This window comes from Streptomyces sp. NPDC048643 (genome assembly GCF_040650615.1).
Taxonomy (GTDB): domain Bacteria; phylum Actinomycetota; class Actinomycetes; order Streptomycetales; family Streptomycetaceae; genus Streptomyces.
In genome coordinates, this window is sequence record NZ_JBEZHO010000010.1 from 194,440 (window position 1) to 209,694 (window position 15,255).

At 72.9% G+C, this 15,255-nt stretch carries 14 protein-coding genes and 1 riboswitch; of the genes, 5 read left to right on the plus strand and 9 right to left on the minus strand.

Annotated features, from left to right (window positions below; translation table 11 throughout):
* The first annotated feature begins 75 nt into the window (after positions 1 to 75).
* Positions 76 to 1,086, plus strand: a complete 1,011-nt coding sequence (locus AB0C62_RS13275; protein WP_362972458.1) for an LLM class F420-dependent oxidoreductase — start codon at positions 76 to 78, stop codon at positions 1,084 to 1,086.
* A 29-nt stretch (positions 1,087 to 1,115) separates the two neighbouring features.
* Here AB0C62_RS13275 and AB0C62_RS13280 read toward each other — a convergent pair whose 3' ends face one another.
* Complete coding sequence (locus AB0C62_RS13280; RefSeq protein ID WP_362972460.1) at positions 1,116 to 1,688, minus strand: hypothetical protein; 573 nt, start codon at positions 1,686 to 1,688, stop codon at positions 1,116 to 1,118.
* A gap of 160 nt (positions 1,689 to 1,848) precedes the next feature.
* Here AB0C62_RS13280 and AB0C62_RS13285 point away from each other — a divergent pair, with 160 nt between their 5' ends.
* Entirely contained in the window at positions 1,849 to 2,142 is a 294-nt protein-coding gene (locus AB0C62_RS13285; RefSeq protein ID WP_266613361.1) for a hypothetical protein, read from the plus strand.
* Positions 2,143 to 2,200: 58 nt separating this feature from the next.
* Here the strand turns inward: AB0C62_RS13285 and AB0C62_RS13290 are convergent, their stop codons facing one another.
* From AB0C62_RS13290 to AB0C62_RS13300, 3 genes are read right to left on the minus strand one after another with little or no spacing between them, the layout of a single operon-like run.
* Complete coding sequence (locus AB0C62_RS13290) at positions 2,201 to 3,277, minus strand: prenyltransferase/squalene oxidase repeat-containing protein (protein WP_362972462.1); 1,077 nt, start codon at positions 3,275 to 3,277, stop codon at positions 2,201 to 2,203.
* Positions 3,274 to 4,047, minus strand: coding sequence for a class I SAM-dependent methyltransferase (locus AB0C62_RS13295; RefSeq protein ID WP_362972464.1), 774 nt, complete (start codon positions 4,045 to 4,047; stop codon positions 3,274 to 3,276). The genes AB0C62_RS13290 and AB0C62_RS13295 overlap by 4 nt, the downstream gene beginning before the upstream one ends.
* On the minus strand, positions 4,041 to 5,510 hold the full coding sequence (locus AB0C62_RS13300; RefSeq protein WP_362972466.1) for a glycosyltransferase family 4 protein: 1,470 nt from the start codon (positions 5,508 to 5,510) through the stop codon (positions 4,041 to 4,043). The genes AB0C62_RS13295 and AB0C62_RS13300 overlap by 7 nt, the downstream gene beginning before the upstream one ends.
* A 238-nt stretch (positions 5,511 to 5,748) precedes the next feature.
* Here AB0C62_RS13300 and AB0C62_RS13305 point away from each other — a divergent pair, with 238 nt between their 5' ends.
* Positions 5,749 to 6,462, plus strand: coding sequence for a TetR family transcriptional regulator (locus AB0C62_RS13305; protein ID WP_362972468.1), 714 nt, complete (start codon positions 5,749 to 5,751; stop codon positions 6,460 to 6,462).
* A gap of 62 nt (positions 6,463 to 6,524) precedes the next feature.
* On the opposite strand, the gene AB0C62_RS13310 is transcribed toward AB0C62_RS13305, so the two are convergent.
* From AB0C62_RS13310 to AB0C62_RS13320, 3 genes are all read right to left on the minus strand, one after another.
* On the minus strand, positions 6,525 to 7,388 hold the full coding sequence (locus AB0C62_RS13310; protein WP_362972470.1) for a tetratricopeptide repeat protein: 864 nt from the start codon (positions 7,386 to 7,388) through the stop codon (positions 6,525 to 6,527).
* Between the two features lie 79 nt (positions 7,389 to 7,467).
* Positions 7,468 to 7,701 carry a ferredoxin gene (locus AB0C62_RS13315; RefSeq protein ID WP_081216971.1) on the minus strand — a complete coding sequence of 78 codons (234 nt, stop codon included), beginning with the start codon at positions 7,699 to 7,701 and terminating at the stop codon, positions 7,468 to 7,470.
* 2 nt (positions 7,702 to 7,703) lie between these two features.
* Positions 7,704 to 9,161 (minus strand): aldehyde dehydrogenase, encoded by a 1,458-nt coding sequence (locus tag AB0C62_RS13320; RefSeq protein ID WP_362972472.1) that lies wholly within the window; start codon positions 9,159 to 9,161, stop codon positions 7,704 to 7,706.
* 198 nt (positions 9,162 to 9,359) lie between these two features.
* Here AB0C62_RS13320 and AB0C62_RS13325 point away from each other — a divergent pair, with 198 nt between their 5' ends.
* Complete coding sequence (locus tag AB0C62_RS13325; protein WP_362972474.1) at positions 9,360 to 10,439, plus strand: MBL fold metallo-hydrolase; 1,080 nt, start codon at positions 9,360 to 9,362, stop codon at positions 10,437 to 10,439.
* A gap of 106 nt (positions 10,440 to 10,545) precedes the next feature.
* Here AB0C62_RS13325 and AB0C62_RS13330 read toward each other — a convergent pair whose 3' ends face one another.
* Complete coding sequence (locus AB0C62_RS13330; protein WP_362972476.1) at positions 10,546 to 12,618, minus strand: NB-ARC domain-containing protein; 2,073 nt, start codon at positions 12,616 to 12,618, stop codon at positions 10,546 to 10,548.
* 293 nt (positions 12,619 to 12,911) lie between these two features.
* Here AB0C62_RS13330 and AB0C62_RS13335 point away from each other — a divergent pair, with 293 nt between their 5' ends.
* A complete protein-coding gene (locus AB0C62_RS13335; RefSeq protein ID WP_362972478.1) occupies positions 12,912 to 14,054 on the plus strand; it encodes a serine hydrolase domain-containing protein in 1,143 nt (380 codons plus the stop codon).
* A 238-nt stretch (positions 14,055 to 14,292) separates the two neighbouring features.
* On the opposite strand, the gene AB0C62_RS13340 is transcribed toward AB0C62_RS13335, so the two are convergent.
* Positions 14,293 to 14,961 carry a phosphotransferase gene (locus AB0C62_RS13340; protein WP_362972480.1) on the minus strand — a complete coding sequence of 223 codons (669 nt, stop codon included), beginning with the start codon at positions 14,959 to 14,961 and terminating at the stop codon, positions 14,293 to 14,295.
* A gap of 99 nt (positions 14,962 to 15,060) precedes the next feature.
* Positions 15,061 to 15,124: riboswitch (cobalamin riboswitch) on the plus strand.
* Positions 15,125 to 15,255: the final 131 nt, after the last annotated feature.

Here is a 15,255-nt window from a genome sequence, read left to right on the forward strand (position 1 = left end):
GCGGGGGGCCGTTGTCGTACAGTCGCAGCACCCCGTGAACTGACGATCCATCAGAACGCTTGCTCTGGAGGCGACATGCGGCTCGGTCTCGCGCTCGGCTACTGGGGGCGCGGCCCCTCGGCGGACCATGTGCCGCTCGCCCAGGAGGCGGAGCGGCTCGGCTACCACTCGGTGTGGACCGCGGAGTCGTGGGGCTCGGACGCGTTCACGCCGCTCACCTGGATCGCGGCGCGGACCTCACGCATCCGGCTGGGCACCGCCGTCGCGCAGATGGCCGCCCGCTCCCCCACGACCACCGCGATGCACGCGCTCACCCTCGACCATCTGTCCGGCGGGCGCATGATGCTCGGACTCGGTCTGTCGGGTCCGCAGGTCGTCGAGGGCTGGTACGGGCGGCCGTTCCCGAAGTCGCCGCTGACCGCGACCCGGGAGTACGTCGACGTCGTACGCCAGGTCCTGCGACGGGAGGGACCGGTGGAGTTGGACGGGCGCTTCCACTCGCACCCGTACCGGGGAGCGGACGGCACGGGGCTGGGCAGGGCGCTGAAACCGATCACGCATCCGCTCCGGGCCGACCTGCCCGTCCTGCTCGGTGCCGAGGGCCCGAAGAACGTCGCGCAGACGACCCGGATCGCCGACGGGTGGCTGCCGCTGTACTGGGCTCCGAACCGGCCGCAGGCGTACGGGGCGGCGCTCGACGACCTGCCCGAGGACTTCCTGGTGGCGCCGATGGCCCGCGCGCAGGTCTGCGACGACGTGGCCGAGGGGCTGCTGCCGGTCAAGGCGATGCTCGGCTTCTACATCGGCGGAATGGGGCACGCGGCCCGCAACTTCCACGCCGACCTGATGGCCCGGATGGGGTTCGAGGAGGAGGCCCGCAGGATTCAGCGGCTGTTCCTCGAAGGTCGCCGCGAGGAGGCCGTGCTGGCCGTGCCGGACGCCTTCGCGGACGAGATCTCGCTCGTCGGACCACGTGAACGCATCGCCGAGCGGCTGGAGTCGTGGCGCAAGGGCCCGGTGACCGACCTGCTGGTCCTGTCCCCGGACCCCCGCACCCTGCACGTCCTCGCGGAGCTGAACTCCTAGGCAAGAGAGGCAGTTCGGGCCCGCGACGGTCAGCCGCCGCTGAGCTGCGAGGCCGACGGCACCTTGTCCTTGACCTCGGCGCCCGCGCTCTTGCCTGCTTCCTTCACCTTGTTGATGACGTCGTCGAAGGAGTTCGCGACGGAGTCGGTGGAGTCGCCCTTGCGGAGCTTGGCCGGCAGGCCCTTCAGGGCGTCGATGCCCGCGGTGAGCGGGGCGACGGCCTTGGCGAGCGTCGGGTCGCCCTTGGCGTTGTTCGAGGCGGCCTTGAGGCGGTTGTACGCGAAGGCGCCCGCGAGTCCGGCCTTGACCAGGGCGAGCTTGCGTCCCTTGGCGCCCTTCTTGAACGTGCCCGCCTTGTACGGCTTGACGATCCACTGGTAGGTCGCGCCGGCCGCGAGCCCCGCGTTCGCCACGAAGCGGGTCTTGGCGAACTTCTGCTTCTCGGCGGAGGTCGTCGGCGTGGGCGTGCCCTTCGCGGGGACGACGGCGGCGGTGTCCTGCTGCGAGGAACTGGAACTGTCGCTGCCGCAGGCGGTGGCACCGCCGATCAGGGCACAGCAGAGGGTCAGCGCCACGAACAGGCGCCGTAGGGGTACGGGCACGGGATCCTCCGGGTGGGGAACGGTTCTCCCTGGTCCGCCGGTTCTCACCGGTCCCAGGGCGACACGGCTCTCCACGGCAGCCTCACCCGGTTCGCACACCTGCGCCACTTGACCGAAGCCGTTCGGGTTTCATCCGGCAAGGCCGGGCAACACGCTGGTCATGTCCCCTCGATATCGCAACGGCTCGAATTCTGCGGGGACGGTCATCGCGATCGTCGCGGATGTTATGGCCGTCATCCTCGGTCTCTGGATTCTGATGTATCTGCTCGACGCCAATCGTGGCAACGACCTCGTGCAGTTCATCCACAACGTGGCAAGCTGGCTCGCCGGCTGGTCCCGTGACCTGTTCACCTTCGACGAGCAGTGGGCGCGTGTCGTCGCAGGCTACGGCCTCGCCGCCGTCGTCTACCTGTTCATCGGGCACGCCATAGCGAACCGCATGCACCGGCACTGACGACCGGGGACATCCGGAGGGTCCGGATGTCCAGCGGGTCCCTGGCCTGATCCGCCGGTCAGGCCAGGGCGCAGCAGTCGGGGTCCAGTCCCGTCGGCAGGCGTTCACCGCTGAAGACGGCGCAGGTGGGCTCGTCGCCGCCCAGTGCGGCGACGGCGAGCAGCACGGAGCCCGCCGTCCAGGTGGTGAGTTCCTCGGGCCAGACGGCCCGGTCCTCGTACACGTACCCCGTCCAGTACAGGCCGGACTTCGGATCGCGCAGGTGCTGGATGGACTGAAGGATCTCCAAGGCACGGTCGGACTCGCCCACCGCCCACAGGGCGAGGGCGAGTTCGGCCGATTCGCCGCCGGTCACCCACGGGTTGGGGACCACGCAGCGCACCCCGAAGCCGGGTACCACGAAGCGGTCCCAGCCCTCCTCGATACGTGACGTGGCCTCGGCGCCGGTCATCGCGCCGCCGAGCACCGGGTAGTACCAGTCCATGGAGTAGCGGTTCTTGTCGAGAAACCGCTCCGGGTGGCACCGGATCGCGTGGCGCAGGGCGCCGGCCGCCAACTCCCAGTCGGGTTGCGGCTCTTCGCGCTGCTCGGCGATGGCCAGTGCGCAGCGCAGGGCGTGGTGGATCGACGAACTCCCGGTCAGCAGCGCGTCGTCGACGGCCGTCCCGTCGTCCTCGCGCTTCCAGCCGATCTGTCCGCCGGGCTGCTGGAGCCGCAGCACGAACTCGACGGCCGCGTAGACGGCGGGCCACATCCGGTCCAGGAACACGTCGTCGCCGGTGGCGAGGTAGTGGTGCCAGACGCCGACCGCGATGTACGCGCAGAAGTTGGTCTCCCGGCCGCGGTCGGTGACGTCGTCGAACTGCCCGTCGGCGTAGGCCGCGTACCAGGATCCGTCGGCGTTCTGGTGCCGGGCCAGCCACTCGTAGGCGCGTTCGGCGGCCTCGTGCTCCCCGGCCGCGTCGAGCGCCATGGCCGCCTCGGTGTGGTCCCACGGGTCGAGGTGGTGGCCGCGGAACCACGGGATGGCTCCGTCGGGGCGCTGCACCGCGAGGATGCCGCGCACGGTGACGGCGGCCTCCTCCGCGGTCAGGACCCCGGGCAGGACGAGGTGTTCTGTCCGGGGAGTGGTCACGTGGCGTCCGCCTCGGGGGTGGTCGCGCCGGAGTCCGCCGCGCCGGCGAGGCGCGGTAGGTGGGGCTTGGTCGCGTACGCCACGAAGCTCTTGCCGATCAGCGGGTTCAGCGCCTGTTCGGCGACCCGGGTGGCCAGCGGTTTCTTCATGATGTCCCAGACCAGGAGCTTGTGGTACGCCCGCACGGGCAGCGCCTTGTCGTTGTCGACGCCGAACGCGCACTTGAGCCACCAGTAGGGCGAGTGCAGGGCGTGCGCGTGGTGGGAGCCGTAGGGCCGCAGTCCCGCCTCGCGGATCTTGGCGAGCAGTTCGTCCGCCTTGTAGATGCGGATGTGGCCGCCCTCGACCTCGTGGTAGGCGTCGGACAGGGACCAGCAGACCTTCTCCGGCCCGTAGCGCGGGACGGTGATGGCGATCCGGCCGCCCGGCCTGAGCACGCGGACCATCTCGGCGAGGACGCCCTTGTCGTCCGGGATGTGCTCCATGACCTCGGAGATGATGACGACGTCGAAGGACTCGTCGGGGAAGGGCAGATGGAGCGCGTCGCCCTCCATCGCGGTGGCGGTCGCCCCGGCGGGCGCCTCGCCGGCCTCCTTCATCGCCGCGAACCACTTCGCGACCTCGCGGATCTCCTCGCCGTTCTGATCCAGCGCCACGACCTGGGCGCCGCGCCGGTAGCACTCGAACGCGTGCCGGCCGGCCCCGCATCCGAGGTCCAGGACACGGTCGCCCGGGGCGAGCGGGAACCGGGAGAAGTCGACGGTCAGCACGTGGCCCTGCTTTCGCGATTGGCTGCAACGGGTTCGGTGGCGGGAGTCTGTGCCGCGGCGTCGGCGGGCCCGGCGTCCGGGGCGGCCGCCCGGTCGGTGTCCGGGGCGGCGGCCGCGGCCCGCGTCACCGCGGGGGTCGCCCGACGGGCCGGGCGCCGGGGAGCGGCGAGGGCGATGGCCGCGCGGTAGTGGGCCACCGTGCCCTCGGCCGCCCGGGCCCAGGTGAAGCGCTCCAGGACCCGCGCGCGCCCGGCGGCACCGAGCCGCGTGCGCAGCGGGGCGTCGCCGAGGAGTCGGCTCAGGGCGGCCGCCAGGGCGCCCGAGTCGCCGGGCGGGACCGCGAGGCACGTCTCGCCGTCGGCGCCCGCGACCTCCGGGATCGCGCCGCCGGTGGTGGCCACCAGGGGCGTGCCGGTGGCCATCGCCTCGGCGGCGGGCAGCGAGAAGCCCTCGTACAGGGAGGGCACGCAGGCGACTTCGGCCGAGCGGACGAGGTCGACGAGTTCGGCGTCGGAGATGCCCTTGACGAACTCGACGGCGCCGTCGAGGCCGTAGCGCTCGATGGCCTGGGCCACCGGTCCGTCCTCGGCTCGGCGGCCGACGACGACGAGGTGGGCGGCCGGGTGTTCGGCGCGTACCTTCGCGAGCGCCTCGACGAGGAAGACCAGACCCTTGAGCGGCACGTCCGCGCTGGAGGTGGTGACGATGCGGCCGGGCACCTGGGGCACGGACGGATCCGGCGAGAAAAGGTCGGTGTCCGCGCCGATGTGGACGACGTGGATACGGTCCCGCTCGACGCGCAGGTGCTCGACGATCTCCTGGCGGGAGGTGCCGGAGACGGTGAGCACCGACGGGAGGCGGCGCGCGACGCGCTTCTGCATCCGGGTGAAGGCGTACCAGCGGCGGACGGACGCGCGGCGCTTCCAGCCCTCGGCGGCGTCGAGTTCCAACTGCCGGTCGACGGTGATGGGGTGGTGGATCGTCGTCACCAGCGGGGCGCCGACGTCGCCCAACAGGCCGTACCCGAGGGTCTGATTGTCGTGGATGACGTCGAACTCGCCCTGGCGGGACCGCAGATGGCGGCGGGCACGCAGCGAGAAGGTCAGCGGCTCGGGGAAGCCGCCGGTCCACATGGTGCCGACCTCCAGGGCGTCGACCCAGTCCCGGTACTCGTCGCGCGCCGGGGTGCGGAAGGGGTCGGGCTGGCGGTAGAGGTCGAGGCTGGGCAGTTCGGTGAGGCTCAGGTCGGGCAGGCCCTCGTCGAGGACGGGGTAGGGCTGCGAGCCGATGACCTCGACCCGGTGCCCGAGACGGGCGAGTTCGCGCGAGAGGTGCCGTACGTACACACCCTGGCCGCCGCAGAACGGGTTTCCCTTGTACGTGAGGAGCGCGATGCTCAGGGGTCGTTCCCCGTCGGCTGCCGCACCCTCCCCGGGGCCCGCCTCCATGGCCTCAGCGGTCACTTCCGGCCCCCTTCTCCCTGCACTTTCCCGCGAGATTACGCCGGGACGCTAATCTAGAACAAGTTTCAGACTTGATCGTTCAAGGAGCATTGAATCTACCGGCAGGTAGCGCCACTGTGAGCGGTGGATCAGGTGATTCACGCCACGACCGCGCGGCGGGGTCGGCTGGTCCGCGGCGCGGCGGACGGCCCTGCCGTGCCGACTCCTCGCTCCCTAGCTGATGTCACGGAACGGACCCATGTCTGCGGAAGCCAAGGCGGACTCGAAGAACGCGCGACCGGCGCCGGGGGCCGGCACGCCTGCCACGCCCTCCGGCGCGGGGCACTCGCCCGCGCGCTCCACCCCGCACGTCACCTCCCGCCCCGCGTCTCCGCCGCTCACCGAGCGGCAGGAGGCGCGCCGCCGCCGGATCCTGCACGCGAGCGCGCAGCTGGCCAGCCGGGGCGGCTTCGACGCCGTGCAGATGCGCGAGGTCGCGGAGTCCTCGCAGGTCGCCCTCGGCACGCTGTACCGGTACTTCCCCTCGAAGGTGCATCTGCTGGTCGCCACGATGCAGGACCAGCTGGAGCACATGCACGGAACGCTGCGCAAGCGGCCGCCGGCCGGGGAGAGCGCCGCGGAGCGGGTGGCGGAGACCCTGATGCGCGCGTTCCGCGCCCTCCAGCGCGAGCCGCACCTCGCCGACGCCATGGTCCGCGCGCTCACCTTCGCCGACCGCAGCGTCAGCCCCGAGGTGGACCAGGTGTCCCGGCAGACGACCGTGATCATCCTGGACGCGATGGGCCTCGACGACCCGACCCCGGCACAGCTGTCCGCGGTCCGCGTCATCGAGCACACCTGGCACTCGGCCCTGATCACCTGGCTCTCCGGCCGCGCCTCGATCGCCCAGGTCAAGATAGACATCGAAACGGTCTGCCGCCTGATCGACCTGACGGCCCCCGAAGAACCATAGGGACCGGCCGTTCGCACACGGGACCGTGCGGCTCACGGGCCGCCCGGCGAGCCCGGGCGGGCTTAGCCCAGCCGCGCCAGCCCGCTCCAACTGCGACCGATCGCCTTCTCCCCGGCCCAGAGGTCCAGGAGGCGGCGCGCCTCCTGTTCGGGAGCCGCCAGCGACACCGCCTGAGCTCCCGCCCGCACCGCACGGTCCACTTGATGGGTGCCCTCGCTGCAACAGGCGCAGAGCATCCGCACCGCGCTCGCGGGTTCGGCGCCGAGACCGTGCTCGGCGAACAGGGCCAACAGCGTCTCCAGGTCTGCCTGGTCGCCCGCGCCGACCGTCACCTCCCACGTCGGCAGCTCGGACGGCTCGAAGAGATCGAGCTCGTCGAAGACGGGACAGGTCGTGCCGCGGAAGACACGCTCGCCCGTGGGCTCGCCGTCGTGCACGACGATCTCGCCGTACCGCCGGCCGCCCGTCACGGGCACGTTCACCACGCGCCCCCGGGTCGGGCACAACCGCTCGATCCACACGACCTCCCGTTGTCCGTCCGTGTCCAGCCGTACACAGGCGACCCCGAAACGGCCGTCGATCTCGCCCTCGCCTTCCGGGAGTTCGATGCCGAAGCCGGTCCAGGCCTCGCGTGCCGTGGTCCAGTCGCGCAGGATCGTGGCGGCGATGCCGAGATTCCAGTAGGCGGGATCGCCTTCCCCGCGCGGGGCGCGGGCAGCCGCCTCCCGGCCGAGGTCGAGGGCCTTGCCCCAGTTCCGGAGGAACTTGTGGGCGAGCGCGGCGTCGTACCACCACACCGCACTCGGCCGCTCGTCGGGGAAGTGCTCCAGGACCCGCTCGTAGAGGTCGGCGGCCCGCAGCCACTCCTCGGCCTCCCAGGCCGCCCTCGCCTGCTCCAGCAGCACCTTGGCCTCGGACTTGTGCACGCTTGCCCACCCCGGTCGATCGGTCGAAACCGGTGGAGCGTAACCGAGGGCCGGGCAGCCCCGCCTGGCGCCCTGTCCCCTACTCCTCCGGCGGAAACACCGGCTCCCCGCTGCCCAGCAGGGTGATCATGACGGCTTCGACCGGGCAGCCCTCGGCTGCTTCCAGGATCTGTTCGGTGGCGTCGGTCTCCGGGGTGGTGGGGTGGGACTGGCGGGCGGTGTCGAGGTGGAAGGCGTCCGGGGCGTGGTGGACGCACTGGGCGGAGCCGATGCAGACGGAGCGGTCGACCTCGACCTGCCAGCGGTCGCCCATCCTCACGCCTCCCAGCCGGCCGGCAGGTGGATCATCTTGTGCTCCAGGAACTCGCCGAACCCCTCGGGTCCGAACTCCCGGCCCACGCCCGAGTTCTTGTAGCCGCCGAACGGGCCGAGCATGTCGAGGCTGAAGGTGTTGACCGAGTAGGTGCCGGTGCGGACCCGGCGCGCGATGTCGATGCCGTGGGCGACGTCCGCGGTCCAGACGCTGCCGCTCAGCCCGTAGTCGGAGTCGTTCGCGATCTTCACGGCTTCCGTCTCGTCGCCGTACGGGAGCAGGCAGATGACCGGGCCGAAGATCTCCTCGCGGGCGATGCGCATCGAGTTGTCGACGTCGCCGAAGAGGGTCGGCTCGACGTACCAGCCGCGGTCGAGGCCCTGCGGACGCCCGCCGCCCGCCAGGATCTTGGCGCCCTCCTCCTGACCGATGCGGATGTAGTCGAGGTTGCGGCGGCGCTGCCGTTCGGCGACGAGCGGGCCGACCTGGGTGGCCGGGTCGAGCGGGTCGCCCACGACCAGGGCGTTCGCCGCGCCGGCGAACGCCTCCGCGAACTCGTCGTAGCGCGAGCGCGGGACGAGGATGCGGGTCTGGGCCACACAGGCCTGGCCGTTGTTCATCCAGGCCGCCGAGGCGATCCCCGGCACCGCCGTGTCGAGGTCCGCGTCCGGCAGCACGACGGCCGCCGACTTGCCGCCCAACTCCAGGGTCACGCGGGTGAGATGACGCGAGGCGACCTCCATCACGCGTCGGCCGGCCGCGACCGAGCCGGTGAAGGAGACCTTGTCGACGCCGGGGTGTCCGACCAGGTACTCGCTGACCTCGCGGTCAGCCGGGAGGATCGACAGCACCCCCTGGGGCAGCCCGGCCTCCTGCGCGATCTCCCCGAGCAGGTAGGCGTCCAGGGGCGATTCGGGCGACGGCTTGAGGACGACGGTGCAGCCGGTCAGCAGCGCGGGCGCGAGCTTGGCCGCCGCCACGAACTGCGGGACGTTCCACGGCACGACGGCCGCCACCACCCCCACCGGCTCCCGCCGCACGAGCAGCTTGCCGAGGACCCCGTCGCGCGCCTCCTCGTACGTGTAACCGCGCGCGACCGTGATCGCCGCGTCCCAGACCATCATCGCGCCGAGGGCCTGCGCGAGGACGCTCCACGAGTAGGGGGAGCCGTTCTCGGAGGAGATGACGCGGGCGATCTCCTCGTGCCGTACGGCGATCGCGTCCTTGATGCGGGTGACGACCGCGATCCGCTCGTCGAGGCTCATGCGCGGCCAGGGCCCCTCGTCGAACGCCTCGCGCGCCGCGGCGACGGCCCGGTCGACGTCCGCCGTCGAGGCGTGCGGCACCCGCCCGATGACCTCCTCGGTGTGCGGCGAGATCACCTCGATGACGTCCTTGCCCAGGGGGTCGGTCAACTCCCCACCGATGAACAGCTGTCCGTGTTCCACGAGCTCGGTCATGGCCGACTGCCTCCCAGGGACACTCACTGCCAGCACTTCTGACGCTTCATCAGATACGAGAACTGATACCAGTTCCGGTGACATGAGTCCACGGCGCGGACCCGACCGGTGAACACCACGTACCGGACAGTCGACTTGGGCTCCCATTGGAACCCGTTCTAGTTATAGTGTCCGCAACTCGGCGATGGGTGGGAGCGCATGGCGCAGGTGAGCGATCACGGCGGGGGCGTACGGTCGATCCGCGTCCCCATCCCCGACAACCCCCTCGGTCACACGCTGGTCTACCTGCTCGACACCGACGCGGGGCCGGTGCTCGTCGACACGGGCTGGGACGACCCCGCCTCCTGGGACACCCTCACCGAGGGCCTGACGGACTGCGGCACGTCGGTCGAGGAGATCCACGGCGTCGTCATCACCCACCACCACCCCGACCACCACGGCCTGTCCGGGCGCGTCCGCGAGGCGTCCGGCGCCTGGATCGCGATGCACGCGGCCGACACCGCCATCGTCCGGCGCACCCGGGAGAACCGCCCCGAGCGCTGGTTCGCCTACATGGTGGCCAAGCTGGAGGCGTCCGGCGCCCCGGAGGACCACATCGCCCCCCTGCGCGGGGCGGGCACCTCCCTGCGCCGCCCCAGCACCCTGCCGGGCTTCTCCCCCGCCCTGCCCGACCGCGAGATCGTGCCCGGCGAGTTCCTCCCCCTGCCCGGCCGCCGGCTGCGCGCGGTCTGGACCCCCGGCCACACCCCGGGCCACGTCTGCCTCCACCTGGAGGAGGAACACCCCGCCCGGCTGGCGGGCAACGGACGCCTGTTCTCCGGCGACCACCTGCTCCCGAGGATCACCCCGCACATCGGCCTGTACGAGGACCCGGACACCCACGGCCGCCCCCCGTACGCGGACGGCGACGAGGGCCTCGCGGAGATCGCCGACCCGCTCGGCGACTACCTCGACTCCCTGGAGCGCGTCGGCCGGCTCGGCCCCGCCGAGGTCCTCCCGGCCCACCAGCACGTGTTCACCGACGCGCCCGCCCGCGTCGCCGAGCTGCTCACCCACCACGAGGAGCGCCTGACCGGCCTGCTCACCCTCCTCGCCACCCCGCTCACCCCCTGGCAGATCGCCGAGCGCATGGAGTGGAACCGCCCCTGGGCCGACATTCCCTACGGGTCACGGAACATCGCCGTCTCGGAGGCCGAGGCGCACGTACGGCGCCTGGTGAAACTGGGCCGGGCCGAGGCCGTGGCGGGCACCGATCCGGTGACGTACGTGACGGTCTGACACCCCGGCGCCCGCACCCGTCCGACCCCGAGTCCCCAGTCCCCGCCCCCGGCTCGCGCGCGGCCCTGTCCGCGTCCCCGGCCCTCGGACCTCGGCCGCACCGTCCTCAGCCACCGTGCGCGGCGAAGTCCAGGCCCTCCTCGTACGGCATGGCCCGCCCCCGCGCGTACGCCTGCTCGTAGGCCCGGTCGCCGATCTCGCCGCGGACGCGGAGCTCGTGCGAGCGGCGGGTGGCGATCAGGTCCGGCGAGTCCATCTGGGCGCGCCCGGTCAGTTCCCACACGCGTTCGCCGATGCCGAGAAGGCGGGCCGCGCGCCGGCCGTCGCCCGCCGCGACGACCCCGGCGGCGAGCACGTCCAAGGCCATGGCGGCACCCACCGTGTTGTGCAGCAGGGCGTGTCCGGCCAGCGCGGTGCGGGCGTTCGCGACGGCGGCGGCTACATCGCCGCGGGTCAGGTCGGCCTGGGCCACGATGCCGTCGGCGAAGGCCCCCGCCCACGTCTCCCCGCACGCCCGGCTCGCCGCGCGCACCTCCTCGGCGACCGCCCGAGCCCGCTCGTCGTCGCCGCGCAACAGGTGCGCGAAGGCGAGCGCCACCCGGACCTGGAGCTGCGCGGCTCCGAACGCGTCCCGCCGCACCGGCAGCCGGGGCGCCGCGTCCAGCACCTCGATCGCCTCGGACAGCCGTCCGCTCAGCGCGAGTTGGCCTCCCCTGACGTACACGGCGGCCACCACCGCCACCGGGTCGCCCTGTGCCTTCGCCGCGTCGGCGCAGCGCACCGCCCAGTTGGCGGCGGCCTCCAGATCGCCCTGGAGCAGCGCGACCGCTCCCCGGGTCCACGCGGCGCGGGTGCGGTCGGGCCCGGGAGGCGCGTCGGTGGCCAGCACGAGGTCGAGACAGTGCTGGGCCTCGCGCAGTGCGCCGCAGTGCCGCCACAGGAACGCGACGTCGGCCGCCATCTGGAGGGCGACCGGTCCGTCGGGTTCGGTGAGGGCGCAGTCCACGGCCGCGCGGAGATTGGCGTGCTCGGTGAGGGTGCGCTCGCACCAGGCCGCCTGGCGCCCGGTGTTCCACTCGGCGCAGCCCTCGCGGGCCAGCCTCCGGTAGTGGTCCCGGTGCCGCAGTCGTACGGTGTGCTCCTCGCCCAGCGCGCGCAGCCAGTCGGCGCCGAACTCCCGCACGGTGTCGAGGAGTCGGTAGCGGGAGGGGTCGTCGCGGTGGCGGCGCACGATGGACTGCTCGACGAGCCGGGCGAGCAGTCCGGGGATCCGCCCGGCGGGCAGCGGGCCACCCGCGCAGACGTCCTCGGCGGCCCGCGCGCAGAAGCCGCCCGCGAACACCGACAGCCGGGCCCAGAGCAGCCGTTCCAGTGGTGCGCACAGCTCGTGGCTCCAGCCGATGGCCGTGCGCAGGGTCTGGTGGCGGGGCGGTCCGTCGCCGTCGCGGGCGGCGAGCAGGTCGAGCCGGGACGGCAGCCGCTCACCGAGCAGGGCGGACAACTGGTCCAGGGTGAGGTCCGCGAGCCTGGCGGCGGCGAGTTCGAGGGCGAGCGGGATGCCGTCGAGGCGTCGGCAGACGGCTTCCACGACGGGGCGGTCGGCGGCGTCGAGGGTGAAGCCGGCGTCGGCCGAGCGGTCGGCGAACAGGGCCACCGCGTCGTCGGTGACCGGCAAGGGGTCCAGCCGCAGGACGCGTTCGCCGGGCAGGCCGAGCGGCTCCCGGCTGGTGACGAGGACGCGCAGGTTCGGCAACAGGGGCAGCAGCGTCTCGACGAGGGCCACGCAGTCCGCGAGGACGTGCTCGCACGAGTCGAGGACCAGCAACAGCCGCTTGCCCACGGCCCATTCGGCGACGACCTCGGTGACGGGCCGGGTGGACCGGTCGGAGAGACCCAGCGCCTCCACGACCGCGAGGCCGACCAGACCCGCGGTGTGCAGCGGGGACAACTCCACCAGCCAGACACCGTCCGGGTAGTGGTGTTCGGCCCGTCCCGCCGCCCGCAGGGCGAGCCCGGTCTTGCCGACCCCGCCGACACCGACCAGGCCGACCAGCCGATCGATCCCGACTCCCGGATCCAACTCCCGTGCCAGCAGTTCGAGTTCCTTGCTCCGGCCGATGAAGCTCCGCGTCTGCGGGGTCAGGTTGCCGGGCCGCCCCCCGGTCGTCTTGTCGGACACGCGCACCAGTGTGACCACAGGACACGCGCCCGGTGTCCCGCTCCGCCCACTCGGACAGAAAGGCCGCACGCGGACGCCACTTCCGGGCACCTTCGGGCGTGATGCGGTCGGCTCCCCGCCGGACGGACGCCATCACCGGAACCGGCCGCCACGAGCCGCGGCGCGGGCCGTCCGTCAGCGATCCCGTCCGTCCGCCTCCCCGGCGCGCGCCGCACCGATGATTCCCCCGCGCCGCGGGAGTCTCAGTACCGACAGAGGACGGAACCGGGGTCCGGTACGGAAGGTGCGAACCGATGAACAGCCTGCGCGACCTGCTCCAGGGATACGTCGACGACGGCACGGTGCCGGGAGCGGTGGCCCTGGTGGCCCGCGGCGACCGGGTCGACGTCGAGGCCGTCGGGTCGCTGGACGTCGAGGGCAGTGCCCCGATGGCCCGGGACTCGATCTTCCGGATCGCCTCCATCGGCAAACCGGTGGTCGCCGCCGCCGTGATGATGCTGGTCGACGACGGCGCGATCGGCCTGGACGACCCGGTCGACGCGTGGCTGCCGGAGCTGGCGAAGCCGACGGTCGTCCGGACGCCGGCTTCCCCGGTCGACGACGTGGTCCCGGCGCGGCGGCCGATCACCGTGGCCGACCTGCTCTCCTCCCGGGCCGGCTGGGGCTTCCCCTCCGACTTCACCCTGCCGCAGGTGCAGGCACTGTTCACGGTCCAGCCGGACGGCCGCAAGCCCGACGCCCTCCCCTCCCCGGACGCGTGGCTGGCCGACCTCGCACGGGTTCCGCTGCTCTACCAGCCGGGTGAGGCCTGGCTGTACAACACCTGCTCCGACCTGCAGGGCGTGCTGATCTCCCGGGTCGCCGACCGTCCGCTGCCGGAGTTCCTCGCGGAGCGCGTCCTGGAGCCGCTCGGCATGAAGGACACCGCGTTCGACGTGCCGGCGGCCGAGCGCGGCCGCTTCACCAGCTACTACCGGCCCGACGAGAAGGGCGGCCTCACCCTGGCCGACGGCCCCGACGGGGAGTGGAGCGCCGTACCGGCCTTCCCGTCCGGCGCCGGCGGGCTGGCCTCCACCGCGGACGACTGGCTGGCCTTCGCCCGGATGCTGCTCGCCGACGGCACGGTGGCCGGCCGCTCCCTGCTGTCCGCCGACTCCGTACGCCGGATGACCACCAACCACCTCACCCCGGCCCAGCGCGACGTCGGCGCGCTGTTCCTGGAGGGCCAGGGCTGGGGCTACGGCGCCCAGGTCGACATCGCCCCGACCGACCCGTGGAACGTCCCCGGCCGCTACGGCTGGACCGGCGGCACCGGCACGACCGGCCACCTCGTCCCGTCCACCGGCACGGTCGCCCTGCTGCTCACCCAGACCGGCATGACGGGCCCGACGCCCACCCCACTGATGCGCGACTTCTGGCGCACGACGGCGGGATGAAGCCCGGATTCGGCCCCTCCGGCGTTTGATGAGCGGGGTCCGGGGCGGCGCCCCGGGTTCGGGTCGGGCAGGGGCCGAGGGGGCGAAGAAGGCTCATGGTCGACCGCGAGCGGACAGCACGGCCGTACCCGTCACGGGTGCGGCAGCAGGTTGGTCGCAGCCGGGTGGGGCGAGCGCGGGCGGCCACGGCCCGGCGAGGCGGGCGTGGATGGCACGGTCCGGCGAGGCGGGCGCCGCCTCACCGCCCGCCGAGCACCGCCCGTATCAGGGCGGCCGCGTCCCCGAGCAGCTCGACCTCACGCCCACTCATCGTCGGGTTGGCCGCCCGGCGCCGCAGCGCCTCGGCCAGCGCGCTGTCCGTCACCTGGTCCTCGTTCGCGTCGAGCAGGGCGTCCAGCGTCTCGCCCGCCACGTCGCCGATCGGTCCGCCGCCCACGGCGACCTGGGCGAGGATCACCGCGGACGTGGCCCAGTCGAGGCCGGGCGGCCCCTCCTCGGCGTTGGCCCAGTCGATGACCTTCGGTCCGTCCGGGGTGAGCATCACGTTGTCGGGGTGCAGGTCCAGGTGCAGGACGCGGACGGCGGGATCGGCGGAGAACCGCGCGGGCACGGCGTGCAGCCGCCGCAGCAGCCGGGCGAGGACGAGACCCGCCTCGGGCGGGGAGAGGAGCCCCTGCCCGAACGCCTCCAGCATGGTCGGCCCCGACAGCCGCTCCATGACCAGATCGGCGCGGGTCGCGGCCCGCACACCCGGCACCGGGTAGCCGTGCTCGTGGACGTGCGGCATGACGGCGGCCTCGGCGGTCGCGTCGCCCCAGCCGCCACGGTCCCGCCGCAGCACCCACGCCTCGTCGATCTCGTAGACGTCCGCCGAACGCCCCGAACCGAGCAGTCTCCCCGTCCGCATGGCCCGAACCTAACCCGACCCCCGGCGGGCGCACAGGCGGCACGAAAGTTCTTTCGTACGGCCGGTAGAGTGAGCCCGTCGTCATCACACCCGTACGAGGAGAAGCCGGTGCAAATCCGGCGCTGACCCGCAACCGTGAGCCGCTTCGGCGGTGAGCCGGATCGCCTCGCCCGGGATGTGACCGGCTCGTGCCCTCGGCAGTCCGCCGACGGCCGGCACCGTCGAGGGATACGGAGCCGGAGCCGCCCGGGATGCCTCGTCGTGCCCGGTGCTGCCCGGCTCCCCACTGGGAGA